At 30.9% G+C, this 25,071-nt stretch carries 25 protein-coding genes; 17 read left to right on the forward strand and 8 right to left on the reverse strand.

The genetic code is table 11. From position 1 onward, the window contains the following. Window positions 1-17 precede the first annotated feature (17 nt). Together ribD and HSX10_RS12210 are read right to left on the reverse strand one after the other, a co-directional pair. Entirely contained in the window at window positions 18-1,064 is a 1,047-nt protein-coding gene (gene ribD / locus HSX10_RS12205; protein ID WP_173588504.1) for a bifunctional diaminohydroxyphosphoribosylaminopyrimidine deaminase/5-amino-6-(5-phosphoribosylamino)uracil reductase RibD, read from the reverse strand. A 2-nt stretch (window positions 1,065-1,066) separates the two neighbouring features. Further along, window positions 1,067-1,525, reverse strand: a complete 459-nt coding sequence (locus HSX10_RS12210) for an LEA/WHy family protein (protein ID WP_173588505.1) — start codon at window positions 1,523-1,525, stop codon at window positions 1,067-1,069. A 61-nt stretch (window positions 1,526-1,586) separates the two neighbouring features. Here HSX10_RS12210 and HSX10_RS12215 point away from each other — a divergent pair, with 61 nt between their 5' ends. From HSX10_RS12215 to HSX10_RS12235, 5 genes are all read left to right on the forward strand, one after another. After that, window positions 1,587-2,078 (forward strand): GNAT family N-acetyltransferase, encoded by a 492-nt coding sequence (locus HSX10_RS12215; protein ID WP_173588506.1) that lies wholly within the window; start codon window positions 1,587-1,589, stop codon window positions 2,076-2,078. Between the two features lie 2 nt (window positions 2,079-2,080). Then, window positions 2,081-2,953, forward strand: coding sequence for a peptide chain release factor N(5)-glutamine methyltransferase (gene prmC / locus HSX10_RS12220; protein ID WP_367651273.1), 873 nt, complete (start codon window positions 2,081-2,083; stop codon window positions 2,951-2,953). 1 nt (window position 2,954) lies between these two features. Next, window positions 2,955-3,536 (forward strand): LOG family protein, encoded by a 582-nt coding sequence (locus tag HSX10_RS12225; protein ID WP_173588508.1) that lies wholly within the window; start codon window positions 2,955-2,957, stop codon window positions 3,534-3,536. Between the two features lie 57 nt (window positions 3,537-3,593). After that, on the forward strand, window positions 3,594-5,588 hold the full coding sequence (gene ligA / locus HSX10_RS12230; protein WP_173588509.1) for an NAD-dependent DNA ligase LigA: 1,995 nt from the start codon (window positions 3,594-3,596) through the stop codon (window positions 5,586-5,588). Window positions 5,589-5,689: 101 nt separating this feature from the next. Then, window positions 5,690-6,430: a hypothetical protein gene (locus HSX10_RS12235; protein ID WP_173588510.1), complete on the forward strand. Its 741-nt coding sequence runs from the start codon at window positions 5,690-5,692 to the stop codon at window positions 6,428-6,430. A gap of 200 nt (window positions 6,431-6,630) precedes the next feature. Here HSX10_RS12235 and HSX10_RS12240 read toward each other — a convergent pair whose 3' ends face one another. Both HSX10_RS12240 and HSX10_RS12245 read right to left on the reverse strand, forming a co-directional pair. Next, the gene (locus HSX10_RS12240; RefSeq protein ID WP_173588511.1) at window positions 6,631-7,545 is read right to left on the reverse strand and encodes a bifunctional metallophosphatase/5'-nucleotidase; all 915 of its coding nucleotides are present in this window, start codon (window positions 7,543-7,545) and stop codon (window positions 6,631-6,633) included. 3 nt (window positions 7,546-7,548) lie between these two features. Next, a complete protein-coding gene (locus HSX10_RS12245) occupies window positions 7,549-8,274 on the reverse strand; it encodes a 5'-nucleotidase C-terminal domain-containing protein (RefSeq protein ID WP_317166997.1) in 726 nt (241 codons plus the stop codon). 103 nt (window positions 8,275-8,377) lie between these two features. On the opposite strand from HSX10_RS12245, the gene HSX10_RS12250 reads away from it, so the two are divergent. The 11 genes from HSX10_RS12250 (at window position 8,378) to HSX10_RS12300 (ending at window position 21,107) form a co-directional block, all read left to right on the forward strand. After that, window positions 8,378-8,896 carry a DUF6913 domain-containing protein gene (locus HSX10_RS12250; RefSeq protein WP_173588513.1) on the forward strand — a complete coding sequence of 173 codons (519 nt, stop codon included), beginning with the start codon at window positions 8,378-8,380 and terminating at the stop codon, window positions 8,894-8,896. Beyond that, complete coding sequence (gene dapA, locus HSX10_RS12255) at window positions 8,896-9,780, forward strand: 4-hydroxy-tetrahydrodipicolinate synthase (protein ID WP_173588514.1); 885 nt, start codon at window positions 8,896-8,898, stop codon at window positions 9,778-9,780. Before HSX10_RS12250 ends, dapA begins: the two co-directional genes overlap by 1 nt. Window positions 9,781-9,888: 108 nt before the next feature. Then, the gene (locus HSX10_RS12260) at window positions 9,889-10,689 is read left to right on the forward strand and encodes an outer membrane protein assembly factor BamD (RefSeq protein WP_173588515.1); all 801 of its coding nucleotides are present in this window, start codon (window positions 9,889-9,891) and stop codon (window positions 10,687-10,689) included. Between the two features lie 11 nt (window positions 10,690-10,700). Further along, window positions 10,701-11,027 carry a DNA-directed RNA polymerase subunit omega gene (locus tag HSX10_RS12265; RefSeq protein WP_173588516.1) on the forward strand — a complete coding sequence of 109 codons (327 nt, stop codon included), beginning with the start codon at window positions 10,701-10,703 and terminating at the stop codon, window positions 11,025-11,027. A gap of 15 nt (window positions 11,028-11,042) precedes the next feature. Beyond that, window positions 11,043-12,263 carry a bifunctional phosphopantothenoylcysteine decarboxylase/phosphopantothenate--cysteine ligase CoaBC gene (gene coaBC / locus HSX10_RS12270; RefSeq protein ID WP_173588517.1) on the forward strand — a complete coding sequence of 407 codons (1,221 nt, stop codon included), beginning with the start codon at window positions 11,043-11,045 and terminating at the stop codon, window positions 12,261-12,263. Beyond that, on the forward strand, window positions 12,256-13,143 hold the full coding sequence (porD, locus tag HSX10_RS12275; protein WP_173588518.1) for a type IX secretion system protein PorD: 888 nt from the start codon (window positions 12,256-12,258) through the stop codon (window positions 13,141-13,143). The genes coaBC and porD overlap by 8 nt, the downstream gene beginning before the upstream one ends. Before the next feature lie 124 nt (window positions 13,144-13,267). Beyond that, window positions 13,268-14,920 carry a DNA repair protein RecN gene (gene recN, locus HSX10_RS12280; protein WP_173588519.1) on the forward strand — a complete coding sequence of 551 codons (1,653 nt, stop codon included), beginning with the start codon at window positions 13,268-13,270 and terminating at the stop codon, window positions 14,918-14,920. A 9-nt stretch (window positions 14,921-14,929) separates the two neighbouring features. After that, a complete protein-coding gene (locus tag HSX10_RS12285; protein ID WP_173588520.1) occupies window positions 14,930-15,190 on the forward strand; it encodes a hypothetical protein in 261 nt (86 codons plus the stop codon). 63 nt (window positions 15,191-15,253) lie between these two features. Continuing rightward, the gene (locus HSX10_RS12290) at window positions 15,254-16,072 is read left to right on the forward strand and encodes an enoyl-ACP reductase FabI (protein ID WP_173588521.1); all 819 of its coding nucleotides are present in this window, start codon (window positions 15,254-15,256) and stop codon (window positions 16,070-16,072) included. Window positions 16,073-16,301: 229 nt separating this feature from the next. Then, entirely contained in the window at window positions 16,302-18,449 is a 2,148-nt protein-coding gene (locus HSX10_RS12295) for a T9SS type A sorting domain-containing protein (RefSeq protein WP_173588522.1), read from the forward strand. Window positions 18,450-18,677: 228 nt separating this feature from the next. Then, on the forward strand, window positions 18,678-21,107 hold the full coding sequence (locus HSX10_RS12300) for a fibronectin type III domain-containing protein (RefSeq protein ID WP_173588523.1): 2,430 nt from the start codon (window positions 18,678-18,680) through the stop codon (window positions 21,105-21,107). Between the two features lie 150 nt (window positions 21,108-21,257). Here the strand turns inward: HSX10_RS12300 and HSX10_RS12305 are convergent, their stop codons facing one another. The 3 genes from HSX10_RS12305 to HSX10_RS12315 are packed head-to-tail and all read right to left on the reverse strand — an operon-like array spanning window position 21,258 to window position 23,100. Then, window positions 21,258-21,686, reverse strand: coding sequence for a DUF4268 domain-containing protein (locus tag HSX10_RS12305; RefSeq protein WP_173588524.1), 429 nt, complete (start codon window positions 21,684-21,686; stop codon window positions 21,258-21,260). Continuing rightward, window positions 21,687-22,361: a ZIP family metal transporter gene (locus tag HSX10_RS12310; protein WP_173588525.1), complete on the reverse strand. Its 675-nt coding sequence runs from the start codon at window positions 22,359-22,361 to the stop codon at window positions 21,687-21,689. It abuts the gene before it with no gap. A gap of 7 nt (window positions 22,362-22,368) precedes the next feature. Then, window positions 22,369-23,100, reverse strand: coding sequence for a class I SAM-dependent DNA methyltransferase (locus HSX10_RS12315; protein WP_173588526.1), 732 nt, complete (start codon window positions 23,098-23,100; stop codon window positions 22,369-22,371). A gap of 200 nt (window positions 23,101-23,300) precedes the next feature. Between HSX10_RS12315 and HSX10_RS12320 the strand changes: the two genes are divergently transcribed. Then, window positions 23,301-24,464: a THUMP domain-containing class I SAM-dependent RNA methyltransferase gene (locus HSX10_RS12320; protein ID WP_173588527.1), complete on the forward strand. Its 1,164-nt coding sequence runs from the start codon at window positions 23,301-23,303 to the stop codon at window positions 24,462-24,464. 109 nt (window positions 24,465-24,573) lie between these two features. Here the strand turns inward: HSX10_RS12320 and HSX10_RS12325 are convergent, their stop codons facing one another. After that, entirely contained in the window at window positions 24,574-25,050 is a 477-nt protein-coding gene (locus HSX10_RS12325) for a hypothetical protein (protein ID WP_173588528.1), read from the reverse strand. Window positions 25,051-25,071 lie beyond the last annotated feature (21 nt).

The following is a 25,071-nucleotide window of genomic DNA, read 5'->3' on the forward strand; positions in this document are numbered from 1 at the left end:
AAAGACCTGCTAGGTTTTTAAAACCTGTTAGGTCTTATTGTTTTTAGCTTATCCTCTAAAATATCAGTTTCAGAAATTAATTGTCCTTTTAGTTCAGGTGCTTTTGTGCCTTCATTAAATTGAGAATGACTAACAAAAATTCGTGCTTCGTCCCAAAGCTCTTCATCAATAAAGGTTTGTAATGTTTTTGCACCACCTTCAATAATTATAGAATTGATATTTTTATGATGTAAAACGTTACAGATTTGTTTTGCTATTACGTCTTTTAAATCCCAATTTATAAATTCAGTTGTTCTGTTTTGTGTTTTATTATTTTCTGAACTGATTACAATCGTTTCGGCTTCATCATTAAAAACACTAGTGTCTGTATTTAATTTTAAATCTTTATCTAAAACCACTCTAATCGGGTTTTTACCTGTCCAATCTCTAACGGTTAAACTCGGATTATCTTCTAAAACCGTATTCGTTCCAACTAAAATAGCTTGTTCTTCGGCTCGCCATTTGTGCACAAGCTGACGCGAATAAGTATTAGTAATCCAAACTGGTTTTTGTTCGTCTCTAGTTTTTGGTGCAATAAAACCATTTTTGGTTTCTGCCCATTTTAATATAATATAAGGACGCTTTTTATTATGAAAAGTAAAAAAGCGTTTGTGATGTTCCTTGCATTCTGTTTCTAAAACGCCAACGGTAACATTACAACCCGATGCTTTTAATTTTGCAATTCCCTTTCCTGCAACTTCCGGATTATCATCGATACAGCCAATAACCACATTCGGAATTTTATGAGATACAATTAAATCACTGCAAGGAGGTGTTTTTCCAAAATGACTACAAGGTTCTAAAGTGACATAAATGGTGCTTTTTGCTAAAAGCGACTTGTCTTTTACGGCGTTAATTGCGTTAACTTCAGCGTGGTTTCCACCGTATTCACTGGTAAAACCTTCGCTAATTATAGTGTTATTATAAACAATGACAGCGCCAACCATTGGGTTGGGTCTTGTGCTTCCTAATCCGTTTTTTGCAATTTGTAAACAGCGATTTATGTATGTTTCGTGAGTAGTCAATTTTAGAATTTTATTTTTACATCCTGGATTTCATCAACGGTATAGGTTGAAGAATATCCCATAATCTTATATTTTATAGCGCCTTTGTAATGTAATTTTAAACTTTGTGTTAGTAAACTACCTAAAAGACTTCCTAGATTTTTATCACTAGTAAGGCTTGCAGTTGCTACTTTAACCGTTAGCGGAATGGTGAAATTTTTCCTTCTAGGAACATCAAATTCATCCGAAATTACAGAAGCTAGCTCTAAATCATTTAAGTATACTTTAAGGTCATCGGTTTTTAAAGTCCCGCCAACATCATTTTTATTTAGAAATAATGCATCAGCTCTAATTGTAATGGTTTTAGAATTAGAATCTATAACTTCAATATTCTCTAACCTAACAAATTCGGGCTTTTTGGTAAAAGAGCAGTTAAATAGTAGTGTTAAAATTAAGGAAAACATTAGGAGTCTTTTCGACATAAAATTCTTTTTATATGTATCTTCATGCCGAAAATAATTCAGCCTTAAAAATCAAAATTTAGTGCGTAAAGATACTATTGTTATTCGAGAAATTGAAGCCAAGGATAATCCTAAAATTGCAAAAGCAGTAAGGAGTGTTTTAATAGAAATGGGTGTTCCTAAAGTGGGAACGGCTTATGAAGATTCTGCATTAGATTGTATGACAGAAACTTATGAGGCACCTAAAAAAGCTTATTTTGTAGTAGAAGATGACGATGAAATTATTGGAGGTGCCGGAATTTCACCTTTAGATAATTACGATGGTAATATATGCGAATTACAAAAAATGTATTTTATGCCAGAAGCTAGAGGAAAAGGTTTAGGAAGTGAAATGATGGCTAAATGTCTCAATTTTGCTAAGCAATCTGGTTTTGATCACTGTTATTTAGAAACGATGCCTTACATGGATGATGCTAGAAAACTTTATAAAAAAGCAGGTTTTAAATCTATTGAAAAACCAATGGGGAATACCGGACATTATTCATGCACCGTTTGGATGCTAAAAGATTTGTAGTTGTGAGATTATTAGACCTTAAAAATAAATTTCATTCAGAATTAGATGCTATTTACGGAAAGAACGAAGTGGGAAGCTTTTTTTATTTGTGTACTGAGCATTATTTAAATATTCTTAGAATGCAATTGACTTTAGAACCTGAACTTAAGATTGAAAATTCTAAAACAAAACTTTTTATTAAAGCAATAAAGCATTTAAAAGCGCAAAAACCGATTCAATATTTATTAGGAGAAACAGAGTTTTTTGGTTTGACTTTTAAAGTGAATAAAAATGTTCTTATTCCACGACCAGAAACCGAAGAATTAGTCGATTTAATTACAACATCTCACACAAAGGAAAGTAAAACAGCTAAGCTTAAGATTTTAGATATCGGAACTGGTTCTGGTTGTATTGCAATTTCTTTGGCTAAAAATTTACCCAATGCTCAAGTTTATGCTTTAGATGTGAGTCCTGAGGCTTTAAAAATGGCAAAGCAAAATGCAGAACTCAATAAGGTAGATATCACTTTTATTGAAGCTAGTATTTTAGATTATAATGCTATATCTCAATTTGAAGACGCATCTTATTTCGATGTTATTGTGTCTAATCCGCCTTATGTTAGAGAATTAGAAAAAGAAGAAATTTTACCTAACGTTTTAGAAAACGAACCTCATTTAGCTTTGTTTGTAGAAGACCATAATCCTTTGTTATTTTACAAAGCCATTACTAACTTCGCAATTCAAAAATTAAAACCAAAGGGTGTTCTTTATTTTGAAATTAATCAATATCTCGGAGAAGAGACGAAAGCTTTGTTAGAAGAAAAGCATTTTGAAGATGTAGCGTTATTGAAAGATTTAAATGGAAATGATAGAATGCTTAAAGGAAGAAAATTATAATATGAAAAGTATAGCCGTTTTTTGTGGAAGTAGTGAAGGTAACGATCCTGAAATCTTAAATGAAGCCTACCAATTAGGAGAAACTTTAGCGCATAAAAATATTACTTTAGTTTATGGTGCTGCTAAAATTGGCCTTATGGGAAAAGTAGCAGAAGGCGTTTTAAAGCATAATGGAAATGTTATCGGAATTATTCCAAACTTCCTAAAAACAAAAGAAATTGTACATACAAAACTCTCTGAATTAATTGTTACGGATAATATGCACGACCGTAAAGTGATTATGTATGAAAAGAGTGAAGGTTTTATTATAATTCCTGGAGGTTTTGGAACCATGGACGAGTTTTTTGAAATCACCACTTGGGGACAACTCGGGTTACACACCAAACCTATCGGTATTTTAAATACCAATGGTTATTACGACGCTTTAATTGAGCAAAGTAAAATGATGGTAAAGCGTGGTTTCTTATCTCAAGAAAATTTAGAAGCCGTTGTTGTAGATAGCACTATTGAAGGTTTATTAGAAAAAATGAATAATTACAAACCATTGCCAGCACCAAAATGGTTAAATAAGGAAGGGCTTTAAATTCTGGCGTAAGCAGAAATTAACCTTTTTAATATTAATAGCACACATCCCTAAAGAATGAATACACAAGAGAAAATAAATACACTTCGCGAAGAATTACGTCAGCATAACTATAATTATTACATTTTAGATGATGCAACGATCAGTGATTACGATTTTGATATTAAATTAAAAGAACTTCAGGCTTTAGAAGAAGCGCATCCAGAGTTTTTTGATGCGAATTCACCAAGTCAACGTGTAGGTGGTTCTGTGACCAAGAATTTTAAAACAACGGTTCACGATTCTAGAATGTATTCTTTAGATAATTCATATTCTAAAGAAGATTTATTAGACTGGGAAGCCCGCGTTAAAAAAATGGTTGATGGTGATGTTGGTTATACTTGTGAATTAAAATACGATGGAGCTTCCATAAGTTTAACTTATGAAAACGGAAAATTATTAAGAGCGGTAACACGTGGTGATGGTGTGCAAGGCGATGAAGTTACAGCGAACATTAAAACGATAAATACGGTGCCTTTGCAATTAAAAGGCGAATTTCCGGAGCGTTTTGATATTAGAGGTGAAATTGTTTTACCTATTGAAGGCTTCTTAAAAATGAATGAAGAACGTGTTGAAAATGAAGAAGAACCTTATAAGAATCCTAGAAATACAGCTTCAGGAAGTTTAAAACTACAAGATAGTGCAGAAGTTGCTAAACGCCCTTTAGAATGTTTATTATACAGTATTATTGGTAATAACCTGAATTTAGAATCGCAATTTGATGGCTTAGAAAAGGCGAGATCTTGGGGATTTAAAGTGCCACAAGAAGCTAAATTAGTACATTCAATTGATGAAGTTTTAGAATACATTAGTTATTGGGACGAGCATCGATTCAATTTACCATTTGAAATTGATGGCGTTGTAGTAAAAGTAAATAATTTGCACCAACAAGATGAATTAGGGTTTACCTCTAAAGCACCACGTTGGGCTATGGCTTATAAGTTTAAAGCCGAACAGGTTTCTACTTTATTAAACGAAATTACATACCAAGTAGGGCGTACAGGAGCAATTACGCCTGTAGCAAATTTAGAACCCGTGCAATTGGCTGGGACTATTGTTAAGCGCGCTTCGCTTCATAATGCAGACCAAATAGAGAAATTAGATATAAGAATAGGAGATACTGTATTTGTAGAAAAAGGCGGTGAAATTATTCCAAAGATTATTGCGGTAGATTTAACGCAACGTCCAGAAAACTCTGTGCCTACAGAATACATTAAGCATTGCCCTGAATGTGATACTGAACTCGTAAGATTAGCAGGAGAAGCAAAACATTATTGTCCTAATTATAATGGCTGTCCAACTCAAGTTGCAGGAAGAATTCAGCATTATATCTCTAGAAAAGCGATGGATATTGATGGGTTAGGAGGTGAGACTGTGATTTTATTAGTTAAAGAAGGTCTTATAAATAACTATTCTGATTTATACGAGTTAACGGTAGAGAAAGTGATTCCATTAGAGCGTATGGCACAGAAAAGTGCCATTAATTTAGTAAATGGTATTGAGGCTTCGAAGCAAATTCCGTTTGAGCGTGTGCTTTTTGCTTTAGGGATTCGTTATGTAGGAGAAACAGTGGCTAAAAAACTAGCTAAGCATTATAAATCTATTGATGCTTTAATGTTTGCTTCTATATTAGATTTAGTGACAGTAGATGAAATAGGAGAACGTATTGCGCAAAGTGTTGTTGCGTTTTTTAGTTCTGAAGAAAACAAACAGATTATTGAACGATTAAGAAGTTTTGGTGTGCAATTAGAAATATCAGCAGATAAATTAGCCAACCAAACAGAAAAACTAAAAGGACAAACATTTGTAGTATCAGGAGTATTTGAAACAATTTCTAGAAATGAGCTTAAAAAGCTAATAGAAGATAATGGCGGCAAAGTGTCTTCGTCTATTTCATCTAAAACAAGCTTTTTAATTGCAGGAGATAAAATGGGGCCGAGTAAACGTACAAAAGCAGAGAGTTTGGGTATCAGTATTTTAACAGAAGAGGCGTTTTTAGCTGATTTCAAGTAAATTCTTACGTTAATACAAATATTTTATCGATTAAATACGTTAATATGCGTTAATGTGTTAAAAATATTTATATTTGTTGTTGTAATTAAGGGGTTAATTAAATGTTAGTACATAGAATTTTAAAAATAATTATATTGCTCTTGGGGTCTGTATATATACTTCTTCAAAGCTTAGCTTTAGAAGTAGAGGGAGATGCTGTAGGAACATTAGCATTTATCTTGCTCACATATCTTTATTTGGGCTGGACAGAGAATAAGTCAAAACTATTCTCATCATTTTTATTACTGTTTACATCTGCACATATTATAAGTTTTATAATTTGGTTTATGCCAATGGTTGAAGACGGAGAGCCAGATTATCTCTATTATGTAGCTAATATGCTTTGTATATTGTCTTATACTTTACTTATCATAAAGATGTTTATTCACTTTAATTTGAAAGCAGTTTTGTCTCAATTGACTGTTCCTATAGTAATTTTAGTGATTCTAGATATTTTTTGTGTGACGTTAATTTCAAGTACTACAGAAGGTGCTTTTACTTATTATGAATATATACTTGAGTATTTTTATAATGCAGTTATAATGATGCTTTTATCAATTGCATTGATTAATTATATGTATCGAAATAATAATAAATCTATGCTTTTTTTAATAGGAGCTATATTTATGGTCTTTTCAGAAATAATTCAGTTAGCCTATTTTTATATTTTAGATATTAATATTTTAGGTTTCGTTTATTCTACATTTCTAGTAGTCGCATTTTCGTTTTTCTACATTCAATCACAACATCCTGTTACTGATCCGATTACAGAATATAGTGATGAAGACTTGGATGTTTTATAGAAATAAAACACATACTATACTTACTAAATTATTGATTTTGTGCTTTATGGCTTAATCAATATGTTTTCAGCCTTTATAAATAAAGTTTTTGTAATATGAATTATTCATATTTTATTGTAATTCTTCAATTTAGAAGCGGAATTTGTAATCATATAATTACATAAGAACTTTTTTTGACCCTATGAAATTCAATATGGTCATCAAACCACAATAGATACACCTTCTGAAGCTACTTTTTTCCCTGGTTCAAAGTAAAAATCAACTTTACCAAGATAAAGACCAAAGCATCCCACTTGATTTACAAGCACATCTTTACCTAGGCTGTTCTTTTCAATTGTTGGTTTCGGTAAAAAAGTATGCGTATGCCCACCGATAATAAGGTCTATGTTTTTTGTTGCTCTCGCTAAACTTATGTCACTAACTTTGTTTGGGCTATTTTTATATTCATAACCTAAATGTGATAAACAAATCACTAGATCACAAGATTCTTCTTCTTTTAATATGCGAGACATATCTTGTGCTTTTTCTATCGGATTATGGTAAACAGTTTCTTTATACATGTCTTTACCAACTAATCCATCGAGTTCAATACCTAAACCAAATATGCCTATTTTAATACTATCTTTACTTATGATTTTGTAAGGCTTAACATGGGTATTCATTACGGTATTTGAAAAATCGTAATTAGCAGAAACAAATTCAAAATCAGCATGAGGAATTTGATTATATAAACCATCAATACCATTATCAAAATCATGATTACCAATAGTGGCAACATCATATTTTAACATGCTCATTAGTTTAAACTCTAATTCACCACCGTAATAATTAAAATAAGGTGTTCCTTGAAAAATATCACCAGCGTCTAATAATAAGGTATTAGGGTTTTCTTTTCTTATAGATTCAACTAATGTTGCACGTCTTGCGACTCCTCCTTTGTTAGCATTTCGACCATCTTCAGGTCCAAAAGGATCAATATGGCTATGTACATCATTAGTATGTAAAATGGTGATTTTTTTCGTTTTAGATGAACTAAAAGACTGTAAACTTAGAGCTCCAACACCTGCTAAAACAGTTGCTGCAGTTGATTTTTGTATAAAATCTCTTCTTTTCATAATTTAATCTTCTAATTTAATAAAACGTTGATCTTGTTTAGGATTGATAGTATCTTTCTTTTTGAAATTATCAATAAGAATATTTCTTATTTTGTAGTCTAAGGAATATAACCCTTCATTTGGGTGAAAAAATGTCATTCCATCACCACCATCATAAAGGTAGTCGTTGGTGGCAACATAATATATTTTGTTACTATCTATAGGTTCTCCATTAATAGTAGCAGAACTCACAGCATCATTTTTATCTAAAGTTAATTGTAATTGACTTGATATCGGATGGGCACGTTTTGCTTTAGATAGGTACTCCATCATTAAATTAATCTGTGTTCCTTTTAGTGCCGCTACAACAATAGAGTTCTCAAAGGGCATTACCTGGAAAGCTGTTCTTGTTGTAATATTTCCTTTAGAAATTATAGAACGAATACCACCATGATTAAGTAAAACAAAATCAATATTCTTTTGAGTTCGTTTATTAAAAATAATATTTCCTTCGCTATAAACTGCATCAGCCATTAAATTTCCAATAGCTGTATTTAATTTACCGTCCGTTTTAGTATATGTTTCTGGTGCATAAGAAATAACACTATCCATATCTTTATTAACATGTAATCTATAAGGTTTGATGTAATCTTCTATTGCTTGATCAGATTTTATGTCATTATCTATAACAATACGTTTTCCTTCTATTTTTGATAATTTAGGTGATGCACAAGAAAAAATGAGCAACAATAAGCAGAGTTTAAAAATATGTTTAAGTATCATTGAATAACTTATATGAAGTTTGTAATAATATATGAGTGCTTTTATTAAATTTGCAGAAATGTAAAGGTAAATGATTTTAAAAGCATTTAAAGAAAAATCTAATCGAAAATATATTAACAAATTATTGACTACACGTCAATCTAATGTTAATAGTAATAAAATACAGACCGTTGCCGTTCTGCTTAACTCAAGTGAATTTCATGAATTTGAAGTTTTCAGAGTTTATTTTAAAGAATTAGGATTAAATTCGACTAAGCATAAAATTGTAGCTTTTACTTTAGATGATAAATTAGAGCATAATAAATGGAATGCTCATTTTAGTCCTAAAGATTTTGGATGGAAAGGGAAAATAAAAAATGCGGATTTAGAGACTTTTATTAATACGCCTTTTGATTTGTTAATATGCTTTTATAAAAATGATGTTTCACAGTTAAATTTAATAACCGCAGCATCTAAAGCTGCTTTTAAAGTAGGAATTTCATCAGAAGATGAACGTTTATATGATTTAATAATTGATGTAGATTTAAAGGATATCAATATTTTTAAACAAGAATTAAAAAAATACTTAAATATTTTAAAAAAATTATAATGACCAAATTTATAGGGACAGGTGTTGCTTTAATTACACCATTTAATGCAGATTTAAGCATAGATTTTGATGCTTTAGAGCGTTTAGTAGAATATAATATTGCTAATGGTACAGACTATTTAGTAATAAGCGGAACAACAGGAGAAAGTGTAACGGTTACGCCAGCAGAAAAAAAAGAACTTATAACATTTATTTCTAAAATTAATAATGGAAGATTACTATTGGTATTAGGAATTGGTGGAAACAATACTTTGAGTGTCATTGAAGAAATTAAATCTACAGATTTCTCAACTATAGATGGTATATTATCTGTAACTCCTTATTACAGTAAACCTACACAAGAAGGGATTTATCAGCATTTTAAAGCGATTTCTGCAGTAGCACCAAAACCTATTATTTTATATAATGTTCCTGGTAGAACGGCATCAAACATGTCTCCAGAAACAACTTTAAGATTAGCAAAAGACTTTGATAATATTGTAGCTGTAAAAGAAGCAGGAAATAATGTGCATCAATATTTAGAATTATTAAGATCTAAACCAAAAGGCTTTTTAATCTTATCTGGTGATGATGATTTAGCTTTAGGCGTTGCTTTAGCTGGTGGGTCTGGTGTTATTTCTGTAATAGGGCAAGCTTTACCTAAAGAATTTTCTGAAATGATAAGATTAGGTATTGCACGTAAAGCTAAAGAAGCTTATGATATTCATTTTAAATTAATGCCTATAACTGCTCTTATTTTTTCTGAAAATAATCCTTCAGGAATTAAAGCTGTTTTAAGTGCTTTAAATATTTCAAAACCAGATGTGCGTTTACCTCTTGTAGAAGCTACAGATCAGTTAAAATCTAAAATAGAATCTGAGCTAAAAGTTTTAGGTAAAAGTTAAATTTTATATAAATTGATTTTAGGCCTATTTACAAGGCTTACTTTAGCATATAATAATTGTTTTTAAAATCCGTTAATAATGTTTACTTTTGCACACTGTTTAATATTTATGAAGAGAGGAATTTACATATTACTTATAAGTATCTTTTTTGTTTCTTGTAGCGATTATCAAAAAGCACTGAAATCTGAAGATACAGCTGCTAAGTATGATATGGCTACAGAGCTATACAATGCTGAGAAGTGGAGCAAGTCTTACAAACTATTAGAACAAATTCTTCAACAGTATAGAGGGAAACCACAAGCGGAGAAAATAACATTCATGCATGCCATGTGTTCTTATCAACTAGGGGATCATTATATTTCAAGTTTTCACTTTGATAAATTTGCAGATATCTATCCTAAAAGTGAAAAAGCAGAACAAGCAGCATTTTTAGCAGCTAAAGGATATTATTTTAATTCTCCAGTTTATTCTAAAGAGCAGAAAGAAACTATTGAGGCTATTGAGAAGTTACAATTATTTGTAAATAGGTATCCAAACTCTCAATATTTAGATGAAGCTAATACTTTAGTTAAAGAACTAGATTTTAAATTAGAGAAAAAAGCGTTTGAAATCGCTAAACAATATAATACGATTGCTGAATATAAAGCTTCAATTAAATCATTTAATAATTTTTTACTTGAGTTTCCAGGAGCTTCTTTAAGAAGTGAAGCTTTTTATTATAGATATGATTCTGCATATAATTTAGCTATTTTAAGTGTGAATTACTTAAAAGAAGAACGAATTAAAGATGCGATATCTTATTATGACGCTTTAATAAAAGCATATCCAAATTCGGATCATTCGGAGATTTCGATTGAAATGAAAGAGGAATTACAACAACAATTAAATACGTTTACTACTAAAAGTTGAACATTATAATGATGGATTTAAAAAAGACACATGCACCAGTAAGTACAATAACTTATGATAAGAACGAAATTGATGCTCCAACAGATAATATCTATGAAGCCATTTCTGTAATTGCTAGACGTGCTGAACAAATTAATACAGATATCAGAAGAGAGTTAATTGACAAACTTGAAGAGTTTGCAACTTATAATGATAGTCTTGAGGAAGTTTTCGAAAACAAAGAACAAATTGAAGTTTCTAAGTTTTATGAAAAATTGCCAAAACCTCATGCTTTAGCTGTTCAAGAATGGCTTGATAATAAAATTTATCACAGAAATGCTGATGATACTCAGTCATAAATAAAAAAGCCTTAGATGTCTATTCTTAAGGATAAAAATATTTTATTAGGTATTACCGCTGGTATTGCCGCATATAAATCTGCTAATTTAGTCAGATTATTCATTAAAGCAGGTGCTAACGTTAAAGTCGTTATGACACCTGCTTCTAAAGAATTTGTAACTCCTCTTACGCTTTCAACATTATCTAAAAATCCTGTATGTTCCACTTTTGTTGGTGAATCAGATGAAAATGAAGATGATGAAGTTTGGAACAACCACGTAGATTTAGGGCTTTGGGCAGACCTTTTTGTTATTGCTCCTGCCACAGCTAATACTATGGCTAAAATGGCCAATGGTGTTTGTGATAATATACTTTTAGCGGTGTATCTTTCTGCTAAATGTCCTGTTTATTTCGCTCCGGCAATGGATTTGGATATGTATAAACATGAATCTACAAAAAACTCCTTCGAAAAATTAATCTCTTACGGAAATAAAATGATTCCTGCTGGCACTGGAGAATTAGCGAGTGGTTTAGTTGGTGAAGGTCGTATGGCTGAGCCAGAGGATATACTTAGTTTTATAGAGAAGGATGTTTTAGATCAATTACCATTGCAAGGCAAGCGTATTTTAATTACAGCCGGACCAACACATGAAGCTATAGATCCTGTACGTTTTATAGGAAATCATTCTAGTGGTAAAATGGGATTTGAAATCGCTAAAGCAGCATCAAATTTAGGAGCAGAAGTTATTTTAGTATCTGGGCCAACGCATCAAACCTTAATCAGCAATCTTGTTAGTATAAAATCTGTGGTTAGTGCAGAAGATATGTATAACGAAGTGCATAAACATTTCAATACATCAGATATTGCTATTTTATCTGCTGCAGTTGCAGATTACAAACCTAAGAATGTTGCTACTCAGAAAATAAAAAAGAAAGATTCAACGTTTACTATTGAGTTAGAAAAAACTAAAGACATTTTAAAGTCACTAGGAGAAATTAAAAAAGATCAATTTTTAGTTGGTTTTGCTCTAGAAACGAATAATGAATTAGAACATGCAAAAGGAAAATTAGAATCTAAAAATTTAGATCTTATTGTGCTTAATTCATTACAAGATAAAGGCGCAGGTTTTGGAGTGTCAACAAATAAAGTTACATTTATAACATCAGCTAATGTTGTTATTGAAAATGAACTAAAATCAAAAGCAGAAGTTGCTCAAGATTTAATGCACCTTATATTAAAACAAACTCATGCGTAACCTATTTTTATTATTTGCTTTTTTATGCAGTTCTGTTGTTATAGCACAGGAATTGAATTGTACAGTAACTGTTTTAGCTCAACAGACAGGTAATGAAAATGATGTTATTTTTAAAACTTTAGGTAATCAGCTTACAGAGTTTGTAAATAATACTAAATGGACAGATAAAAAGTTTGGTCAGCAAGAGCGTATTAATTGCAGTATGGTAATTAATGTTACAGAACAGAGTAACAATTTATTTTCTGCTACGCTTCAAGTATCTTCATCAAGACCCGTTTTTAATTCTACTTACAGTACACCTGTTTATAATTATAATGATAGAACTTTTAATTTCGAATATTTAGAATTTCAAAATTTAGTTTTTAATCCAACGCAATTCGAATCTAATTTAATTTCAGTCTTATCATTTCATGTGTATATGATTTTAGGAATGGATGCAGATTCTTTTGAACTAAAAGGAGGTGATGAATATTTTAATCAGGCACAAACAATAGCAAGTTATTCACAACAGTTAAGTGGTCAAGGTTGGAAATTAGAAGACGGATTACAGTCTCGTTTTTCTTTAATAAACAATCTAACCTCTCCGATATATAAAGGTATGAGATCGGCGATGTACAAATATCATATTGAAGGATTAGATTTAATGAATAATGGTGCTAAAGAAGGCAAGTCTCAAATCATTGCATCATTAGAAGATTTAAATAAAGTACATAGCCTAAGACCAAATTCTTATTTAATGCGCGTCTTTTTCGATGCAAAAGCAGATGAAATTATGGATATTTTATCAGGAGGACCAAGTGTTAATATTACTGACGCTGTGGATATCTTAAATAAAATTGCGCCTATTCACTCTCAAAAATGGAGAAATATTAAGTTTTAAAACACACATTATTTACGTGTTTATATGACCAATTTATTCTTCTTGTTAAGATAGAATATTTAAATTCTTTTTGTGTTTTACTAATCCGTAAAATATTAATTTTACAATATTAAATTATAGACGATTGTTAACATCACTTTACATAAAAAACTACGCGCTCATAGATGAGTTAAAAGTATCATTTAATAATGGTTTAACTATTATTACAGGAGAAACAGGTGCCGGTAAATCTATTCTTTTAGGAGGTTTGTCATTAGTTTTAGGAAAACGCGCCGATTTAAGTCAGGTAAAAAATGCCAAGGAGAAATGTGTAATAGAAGCTGTTTTTGATGTTGCTAATTATGATTTAACAACTCTATTTAAAGCTTTAGATTTAGATTATGATGTGCAAACCATTATAAGAAGAGAAATCTTACCATCAGGAAAATCTAGAGCATTTATAAATGATACACCAGTAACATTAGAAAGCTTAGGAGTATTAAGTAGTAATCTTATTGACATCCATTCACAGCAGCAAACACAACAATTAACGCAAGACGATTATCAATTTAAGGTTATTGATGCTTTGGCTGCAAATAAATTGAATTTAGGTGAATTTTCTAAACAATTAAAAGTTTATAAAAAACTTGAGAAATCTTTAGAAGAATTAAAATCATCTAAATCTGAATTGATAAAAGAATACGATTATAACCTCTTTTTATCTAAAGAATTAAATGAAATTAATTTAGAGAAAATAAATCTTGAAGATTTAGAAGCACAATTTGAAGAATTAAATAATGTTGAAATAATAGGAGAGAAGTTAACAAGTGCAAAAGCAATATTAAGTGCTGAAGATTTAGGAGTTACAGATCAGCTTAATTCAGTAAAACAAGAATTGTCTAAAATTGCAACTTTTGGTACTTCATATGAAAACTTAAAGGAACGAATTATTAGTATCGGTATTGAGTTAGATGATATTCTTATAGAAATTGATGATTTAGAAGAAAAATTATCATCAGATCCTCAAGAACTAGAACGTATTAATAGTAAGCTTCAGATAATTAATAACCTATTTCAAAAACACTCTGTTTTAGATATTAATGAGTTAATTGAAATTAGAAACGAATTACAATTAAAAATTAATAATACAGAAAGCTTAGATCAATCTATAGCAGATAAAGAGCAAGAAATTTTAAAAGCTAATGATAAGTTAAATCATATAGCTTTAAAAATACATAAAAACAGAAAAAAGGTTATTCCTGTATTTGTTTCTAAATTAGAAGCTATTCTTGCTGAGTTAGGTATGCCAAATGCTAAATTTAAAGTAGAGTTAGAAGCACTTGATCATTTTGCTAAAAACGGAAAAGATAATTTGCAATTTTTATTTATGGCAAATAAAGGTTCTAGTTTCAATGAACTTAAAAAATCAGCTTCAGGTGGTGAGTTGTCGCGTATTATGTTAGCTATAAAATCTATTTTAGCAGAATATGTACAATTGCCATCCATAATGTTTGATGAGATTGACACCGGAGTTTCTGGAGAAATTTCTAACAAAATGGGAGATATAATGAAGCAGATGAGTCGTACAATGCAAGTGTTTACAATTACGCATTTACCACAGATTGCTGCCAAGGGAAGTTCGCATTTTAAAGTTTTTAAAACAGATATAGACGACGTTACACATACAAATCTAAAGAAATTGACAGAAAACGAACGTGTTGTAGAAATTGCTCAGATGCTAGGCGGTTTAGCAATTACAGATTCTGCTATGGCGCATGCAAAAGAATTGTTGAATTAACTTTTAGAGATGAAAAATTATTTTCTAATTCTGTGTTTTATTACAGGTTTATTATCAGTGTCTTGTAATGATGATGAAGATCCTTGTGATGTTAATCACATCATTGTTAATGATGAATGCATTCCTGATTATATTTTTCCGAGTAATGAAAATTTACAAAACGGAGATAAATATTATCATAAAGAATTTGGTGTTATTATATACAACCAAGGACATTGGATGGATCAGTGGAATCATGTAATTAAAGATTTAGAAATTAAAACCGATTAATAAGTTTAAAGTTTTATTAACTTTGAACCCATAATATAGCTTATCAATAAATAAAAAAATAACATGTCTTATAATTTATTAAAAGGAAAAAGAGGAATCATATTTGGAGCATTAGATGAAAATTCTATCGCTTGGAAAACAGCAGAACGTGTGCATGAAGAAGGAGGAACGTTTGTTTTAACAAATGCACCAGTAGCAATGCGTATGGGCCAAATTAATGAACTTGCAGAAAAAACAGGATCACAAATAATCCCTGCTGATGCTACATCAGAAGAAGACTTAAAAAACTTAGTAGAGCAATCTATGGAGATTTTAGGGGGTAAAATTGATTTTGTTTTACACTCTATTGGTATGTCTATTAATGTAAGAAAAGGAAAGCATTATACAGATCAAAATTATGCTTGGACACAAAAAGGAACAGACGTTTCTGCAATGTCTTTTCATAAAGTAATGCAAACACTTTATAAAGCAGATGCAATGAATGAGTGGGGAAGTATTGTTGCTTTAACTTACATGGCTGCACAACGTGTTTTTCCAGATTATAATGATATGGCAGATAACAAAGCTTTTTTAGAAAGTGTAGCGCGTAGTTTTGGTTATTTCTTCGGAAAAGATAAAAAAGTTCGTGTTAATACAATTTCTCAGTCACCAACACCAACCACAGCAGGTAGTGGAGTTAAAGGATTTGATGGCTTTATTGCCTATGCAGATAAAATGTCTCCGTTAGGAAACGCTACAGCAATGGACTGTGCTAATTATACGATAACATTATTTAGTGATTTAACAAAACGTGTTACATTACAAAACTTATATAATGATGGTGGTTTTAGTAATATGGGAGTTAGTGATGCTGTTATGGAAGCCTTTGTAGATAAGCAATAACAAGTTTAATAATCTATATACTTTTAGCCGTTATGTTTATTCATAACGGCTTTTTTATGCTTCTTAATTTTAATACAGAACTAAAAACTGTGTTAAATATTTAACACTTTAGTTTATTAGTGTTTTTTTTGTCGATGTTTTCTTCATTTAAACGATTCAAAAGTTAAAGCTAAGATTGTTCTAAATGATTAACATATTTTTAGAGAATAACTAACTTAAAATATATTTTATGAAAAAAATTACATTATTACCATTGGTGTTATTTGCTTTTTTATGGCAAAGTAATGCTCAAATTTTTATCGATGAAAATCTCGATTCGGGGTTTCCTTCTGAATGGACACAAGTCAGTTACTTTACTAGTGCTACTGCCGCATACTTATGTGAAGGAACAGGTAATATTGCTGATAATATGTTTAGCTCAGCGTCGAATGATGGTTCATTCACCTCTCCAAATTATGTAGGGATTTCAAATGGTACTGATACATTAGTTGAATTTGAATGGTTGGCTAGACCTTATTTAACCAATGCTGTTGACTACATTATGTATGTTGAATATTCAACCAACGATGGTACCGATTGGAATTTAATTTCTTCTTTTGCAGTTACAGAAACTACAGCTTGTACTACTTATAGTGAAGTTATTCCGGCTGTAAATTTAATATCAGGTTCAGATTTTAAATTTAGAATTAGAGGTGAATGGCAAAGTGGAGATAGTTATTTTTATTTAGATAATATTTATCTTTCTCAAACTATAAGTTGTCCACAACCTTCAGGTTTATTAGCAAGCAATATCACATTAGACACTGTTGATCTTAGTTGGGTTGCAGGTGGATCAGAAACTGATTGGACATATGAGTATGGTATTTCTCCATATACACAAGGAGATGGTGGTATTACTGGTTCTTTAACTAGCCCAGTGTTAAGCTTATCCGGTTTAACAGCAGGTGAAAGTTATGATATTTATGTACAAGCTAATTGTAGCGTAGATTCTGGTGATAGTAATTACGTTACTTTATCGTGGACACAATCTAATATTGGTGATGATTGTGCAAACCCAATCGTTATAAACGCTTTGCCGTATAACACTACAGACGATACTGTAAATTATAATAATTTTTTCGGGAATGGTGATAGTGCTTGTGATGATAATTATTTAAGTGGAAATGACGTTGTGTATACATATACACCAAGCGCAGATGCTAATATTAATTTAGATTTAACAGAATTAACAGCTACGTGGTCTGCCATTCATTTATTAGATGGATGTCCTACGGATGAAGCAACGGCTTGTGTAGGTTTTGCAGGTTCTAGTGGTAGTGCTGATAGAGGTATTGAAGCTGTAGATGTTCTTGGAGGAACTACATATTATATTGTGATTTCTACATTCGCAACACCAAATTCTGTGGGTTACACTTTAGATATTACAGAAAACACTTGTACCAATGCTACAGCGGCATACACTGTAGTTAGTGATTGTGGAACTAGTGGTGGATTTAATATTGAAGTAGATATTACAGATATGGGAACAGCTACTGCTGTTACTGTAACTGACGACCAAGGGAATGATACTCAAGCAGCAACAGAGGCGACAATGTTAACATTTGGTCCGTATACAAATGCTACAGATGTAATTATTACAATAACAGATGATAATGATGCAACATGTGAGCAATCAAGTGATACTTTAACGCAGACAGTGTGTCCTCCATCTAATGATGATTGTGCAGGTGCAGAGGTGTTAACTGTTGAAAATGATATAGCTGATTTCGCATCTGCTACTCAGATTACAGGATCTATTCTTGGTGCTACAGATTCTGGTATAGATGCTTGTGCAGGTAGTAATGCAAATGACGATGTTTGGTTTAGCTTTGTTGCAACTTCTACAGATATAAATATTGATATAGCTGATGATTTTGATGGTGTTGTCGAATTATTTAGCGGAGTTTGTGGTAGTTTAGTTTCAGTTGAATGTGATGATTATGATTCTACTAATTCTAATCCAAGAATTAGTCGTACTGATTTTGTCGTTGGAGAAACTTATTACTTTAGAGTGTTCTTTTATTATGGGTATGTTACAAGTACTCCAGATTTTACAATTGCATTGTGGTCTGAATCTAGTGATACATTATCAGTAGATGATTATAACTTTAATGAATTTACATATTTCCCTAACCCAGTTAAAAATACATTAACATTAAGTGCTCAAAATACAATAGAGCATGTTGCAATGTATAATATGCTAGGTCAAGAAATATTAAGAGCAAATCCTAATGCTGTTGATAGTGATTTAGATATGTCGCAGTTACAAACAGGTACTTATTTTGTAAAAGTTACCATTGGTAATGTTACAGAAACAATAAGAGTGATTAAGCAATAGTTTAATTAACCTTTATAATTTTTTATTAAAAGCCGCTAATTTAGCGGCTTTTTTTATTGTTATAAATTAAGAGTTAATTAAAGTAAAAATGACTTTCTCTTAATCATTATTTCTATTAATGCTGTTTATCTTTGATATTTGCACTTAGTCGATTACATTGTTAAATGATAGTTTTCTTTTTATGATTTAACATATTTTTAAAGAATACTAACTTAATTATATAAATTTATGAAAAAAATTACATTGATGTTATTTGTATTAGTAACCTTTTGTTGGCAATCTAATGCACAAGTACAAATAGGTGATGGCACAAATCAATCCCAAAATCTTCCTATAAATCCATATTTTGGGTATAGCTATTCACAAACAATTTATACATCTAATCAAATTAATGCTAATGGCACAATTACGGACATTTCATATCAATTTGATGGAAATTCTACAATTGATGCTTCAAAAGAATGGACTGTTTTTATAGGATATACTACAAAAACTGAGTTTACATCAAACACTGATTGGGTAGATGTAAGTACTTTAACTCAGGTTTTTGAGGGAACAATAACTGTTGTTGGAGCAGGAAGTTCAGAGTGGATAAACATTGATATTACAGATTTTAACTATAATGGTACAGATAACCTTGTGATTGCAGTAAATGAAACAGCCCCAAATTATGATGGTTCAGGTGATGATTTCTTATCAACGGCTGTTTCTTCAGTACAATCAATTGTTTCATATAGGGATAGTTCAGTTTTTGATCCTGCTAGTCCAGAAACAGCAAGTCAGATGCCTTCTTATATACCAAATATTATATTAAATGGTATTAATCAGACTTGTCCAGTTCCTTCTGATTTAACAGTAACTGACATTACAACAACTACAGCAGGTTTAGCTTGGACTGAAAATGGTTCAGCAACTTCATATAATATAGAAGTCTTAGAAGCAGGTGAAGCTGCAACTGGTACTGCAACAGATACAGGTATTGCTAACGGATTTACAAAAACAGGATTGACTTCAGGTACAAGCTATTTTTATTATGTTCAAGCAGACTGTACAGGTGGAGATTTAAGTGGATGGGCTGGTCCATTTACTTTTGCAACAGACTGTGAATTGTTCACTGTACCTTACTCTGAAAACTTTGATTTAACAGCTGCAGGTACATCAAATAATTCTACTGTACCAAATTGTTGGTCATTTATAGATGGTGGTTTAGGTTATGGTTATGTGAACTCTACTGATGGTAACTCATTTTATATGTATAATAGTTATGATTCTTCTGGAGATTACATTTTAGTAAGTCCTCAAACTACAGATTTATCCTCAGGTGATAATAGAGTTAGATTTGATTTAGATGGCAGTTTAGCAAATGAATTTATTGTTGGTACACTAACTGATCCTTCAGATCCTACAACCTTCACAGAAATTGAAACAGTTACATTATTAACATCAGATTATGAAAGTTTTATTGTAAACATTCCTGCAGGTACAGATATGTATTTGGGCTTTAAACATGGGCAAACAGCGGATTATAAATCATATAATATAGATAATATTGTTGTTGAGCCTATACCTTCTTGTTTAGAAGCTTCAGATTTAAGTGCTACAAATATTACAACAACTACAGCAGATTTATCTTGGACTGAAAATGGTACTACGTCTTTATATAATGTAGAGGTTGTTGTTTCTGGTGAGGTACCAACAGGTACTGCTACAGACGTTAGTGTTGCAAGTGGATTTACTAAATCTGGTTTAACAGAAACAACGGTTTATCAATTTTATGTTCAGGCTGATTGTACTGGTGGTGATTTATCAATATGGGTAGGTCCTTTTGAATTTGAAACACCTTGCGAAGCAATTTCAGTAGACTATACTGCAGATATGTCTTCTAATGTTCCAGATTTATGTTGGGAAGAAGCAGGCATAGGAGAAGTTATAGATGGACCTTCTGGCTTTGGTGCTTCAGACTGGAAAAGTGGTAGAGCTTTTACTACAGATAATGGAGATATAATAGATAGTAATGTAATTAATCTTTACGACAACGATGATAGAGAATGGTTGGTTTCTCCTTCTTTTGATTTAGATGCTATGGGAGCAGTTGCACTTTTGGTTAAAGTTGCTGTCACAGATTATAGATTCTCAGGGGTAAGTACAGAAACAGATATTGATGTTATGGGGTCGGATGATGAAGTACAGTTATTAATGACTTCAGATGATGGTGTAACGTGGACAAATATTACAACTTGGAATGTTACCAATCAACCATTAGTAACGGGTACAGATTATCTTGTAGATTTAAGTAGCATGGTTGGTAGTGTAAAGTTTGCATTCTTTGCATCTGATGGTGAAACTAATGATTCATTTGATTATGATTTTCATGTAGGAGTATTTGAGGTTAGTAACGCAGCATTATCTGTAAATGATTTTGAAAGTGAAGCTACTTTTACATATTACCCTAACCCAGTTAAAAATACATTAACATTAAATGCTCAAAATACAATAGAGCAGGTAGCAATGTATAATATGTTAGGTCAAGAAGTATTAAGAGCTACTCCAAATACTGTTGATAGTGATTTAGATATGTCTAACTTACAAACAGGTACTTATTTTGTTAGAGTAACAATTGGTAATGTTACAGAAACAATAAAAGTGATTAAGCAATAGTTTAATTAAAGTTGATATAAACTTAAAGAGGCTGTCTATATAGACAGCCTCTTTTTTATGAGTTAATTTTAAGAGATATGTTAATCAATAACTTATTTGAAAGCTCTTTTTAAATAAGAATTTTAATAAATTTTTGGATATTTAAAATGATTAATCTTTAATTATATCGCTATATTCATGGAAAAAACCTTCAAGTAAATCCATGTTTTCATTGAAGAATTCCATAACCTCTCTCCAAGTATTTTTATTATGGATAGATACTTTTTGCTCTAATGGTAGATAAATACGAGAGATTTCTTTTCCATTTTCAAGTAAATATTCTTCTTCAAAAATAATTTCAGGTAAATAGTCACTCTTTAGAATGCCTTTTAAAGATATTAGTTTTTCCCAATATTTAATTCTGTTCTCTAAGTCGTCTTCAATATCTAAGGCAATTAAAGCAGACTTTGTATCGAAATAAAATTTAAATGAAAACCCTTTGATTTTTGTATCATATAAAAGCCATTTTCTAGGGAATGATTTTCCGAAACTAATCCAGAATTCTTGTCTTAATAATCTTGATTCTTCTTTTGAAAACATTTAAATAAAATAAGCGATTAATATTCCTAAGCAAATAGCTACAAGTTTAGATAAGTTAAACTTATGCCCTTCACCTGTTTCAAACAAAATAGTGGTAGAAATATGTAAAAATATACCAATAACAAATGCATTTATAACATCTATATAAGTTGTCATTAAGCTAGAATGGTTTGAAATCAATGTTCCAATTGGGGTCATAGCAGAAAAAACAACTAAAAATGTTACAATCTGAAATTTACTATAACTAGACTTAAGTAAAAACGTTGTAATTAATATGGCAATTGGTATTTTATGGATTAAAACACCATAAACCATATCATTGTGCTGATGAATAGGAAAGCCTTCTAAAAAACTATGAATGCATAAGCTGATAAAAAGCATCCAAGGAAACATTTTATCATTTTTATGAATATGCACATGCCCATGTTCTGCTCCTTTAGAAAAGAATTCTAATATAATTTGAAGCAAAATACCACACATAATATACAAACCTGTAAGTTTGGCTTCTATATGTTCATAGACTTCTGGTAATAAATCAAAAAGTGTTAGTGCTAATAAGAAAGCACCACTAAATGATAGTAGTAATTTGGTGTAAATTGGCTTTTGCTTTTTAGTTAATAAAGCAATACCTACACCTATAATAACAGCGAGTAGAGGTAGTAAATAACTATTCATGTATAATTTACTTAAAAATCATAATCATACGTTCAGATGTTTTTGAGTGGTATTTATGTAATTTATAATCTCCAAATACATCTAGCAAATATACACCTGCTTCCTCAAAAAGTTTTTCAAAATCTTTTAAGGTGAATGCCTTTACGCGTTCTTGAAATTCAAAATGTTGCCCATCTGCTTCAAAACTAATATCTTTTAGAATATAACCATCTTTCACAGAACGTTTTTGATGAAAATCAATTCCATCTACAGTCTTTACATCTTCAGGAATTAAATTTTCAATGATGTAATTTGTGTTCATAAAATCAATGACACCAAAACCAAATTCATTTAGTTCTAATTTTATAGACTTAATAGTTTCTAAGTTGCATTTTTCATCATCAAAGTAACCAAAACTTGTAAATAGATTGAAAACGGCATCAAAAGTTTCAGGATATGGCTTACTCATATCATGTACCTTAAATTCTAAAGTTTCATTTTCAAATTGCTTGGCATGCTTAATACTTTGTTCAGATAAATCAACTCCTGTAACATTATACCCTAAAGAGTTTAGGTACACAGAGTGCCTTCCTTTACCACATGCTAAATCTAAAATTTTGCCTTGTTCAGGGAGATTAAGATAATCGGTAAGATTATCCATAAAATTTTGAGCTTCTGTGTAGTCTCTGTCTTTATATAAAATATGGTAGTAAGGTGTGTCAAACCATGAATCGTACCAATGTTCTGCTGATTTTGTCATATTTATACCCTATGAAAATAGGCGTTTTTTTAGTTAATATAATTAGTAATCATTACGATTATAACGAGCGTATAACCTCTTTGTAACTAAAAAAATATCATCATTTTTAGTTTAAGTTTTGTAATGATATATCCTAGTTGATGTTTTAGGATGTCATCCTGCAAAAATAGCGTATTTTTGCAATTTATTTGACGGAACTCATGGACAATAATTACAAGATGTTAGCCAAGACTTTATTTGGCTTCGAAGATATTTTAGCAAATGAACTTACACAACTCGGTGCTACGCAAGTAGAAAAAGGAGTTAGAAATGTAAGTTTTGTAGGAGATAAAGGTTTTATGTATAAAGCAAACCTTGGTCTTAGGACAGCTATTAAAATATTGAAACCTATCCATTCTTTTAGAGTGACAAGAGAAGAGGATCTTTACAAAAACGTAAAGAACATGAAGTGGGAAGAATATTTAAAGGCTACAGGTTCTTTGGCAGTTGATGCTACGGTTCATAATAGCGTGTTTACACATTCACAATACACAGCTTTAAAAACTAAAGATGCTATTGTAGATCGTTTTAGAGAAAAAGAAGGTGTACGTCCTGATGTAGATTTACGTTTTCCAGATTTAAAAATTAATGTTCATATAGATCGTCAGCGTTGTACAATTTCTTTAGATACTTCTGGAGAATCATTACACAGACGTGGTTACAAATCGGCTACCAATATTGCACCGATTAATGAAGTTTTAGCAGCAGGATTAATAATGTTGAGCGGTTGGGATGGTCAATCTGATTTTATGGATCCGATGTGTGGTAGTGGAACTATGTTAGCAGAAGCAGCGATGATTGCTTGTAATATTCCTCCAAATTTAATGCGAAAAGAGTTTGGTTTTGAACGTTGGGAAGATTGGGATGTAGATTTATTTGAAAAAATAGAAGAATCGTTACTTAAGAAAACACGAGATTTTCATCATAAAATATTAGGTTACGATAAATCTCCTTCAGCCGTTGTTAAAGCTAAGGAAAATATGAAGAATGCTCATTTAGATGAATTTGTACATATTCAGCATGAAGATTTTTTCAAAACTCAAAAATCAGGTGATGAGAAACTACATATGGTTTTTAATCCTCCGTATGGAGAACGTTTAGATAACTTAAATGTTGAAGAGTTTTACGGAGATATTGGGTCTACTTTAAAGCATGGTTACCCAAATACCAATGCTTGGTTAATTACTTCTAATCTTGAAGCTTTAAAATTTGTAGGATTAAGACCTTCAAGAAAGATAAAAGTATTTAATGCTAAACTTGAAGCTAGGTTAGTAAAATACGAAATGTACGAAGGAAGTAAAAAGACTAAGAAGCAAGTTGATTAGTCTTAAATAGATAATCAGTTAGTAATTTTGTTTTAGAGGAATCGCTTTATCAATCTCAGTGATTCCTCAATGTAAATTTGTGTTATAGTTGGTAGTAATGAAGTCTATTTTAGTTTTCTAATTCCTCTAGTTGTAGGTTATAGTCATATTGTAAATCTTCATGTAGCACACTTATTTTTTTCTTAATAGACAATACTTGACGTTCATATAAGTTGTTTAAGGTTATATTTTTATGAATGGAAGGTTTTAAAGTGTTCATTTGCTCACAAAAATAGAGTAGAAGCTCTACTTCTGTGGTTTTCTTTAAAGAATAGCGGCTATAAACTCTAATTTCTCTCAAAATTTTACGGATAGTTTTCTTCATATAGAAGTAACTGTCTGTATTGATGCCTTCAAATAATGCATCTAAACTTAATTTTACACTGGCAATATATCCATCTTCATCATGAGATTCAAATAGTAAATAGGTGAGTAGTGCTTTATTTTCTTTTTTGAATTTCCCCAAACGTAAACACAATTCTAAGAGCTCTTCTTGAGAAAGGTGTTTTAGCTCTTTTTTTATAGTGACAATAGATTCTATCTTCATGTTATAAAATTAATGTTAAAA

Source organism: Winogradskyella undariae, assembly GCF_013285155.1.
GTDB lineage: Bacteria > Bacteroidota > Bacteroidia > Flavobacteriales > Flavobacteriaceae > Winogradskyella > Winogradskyella undariae.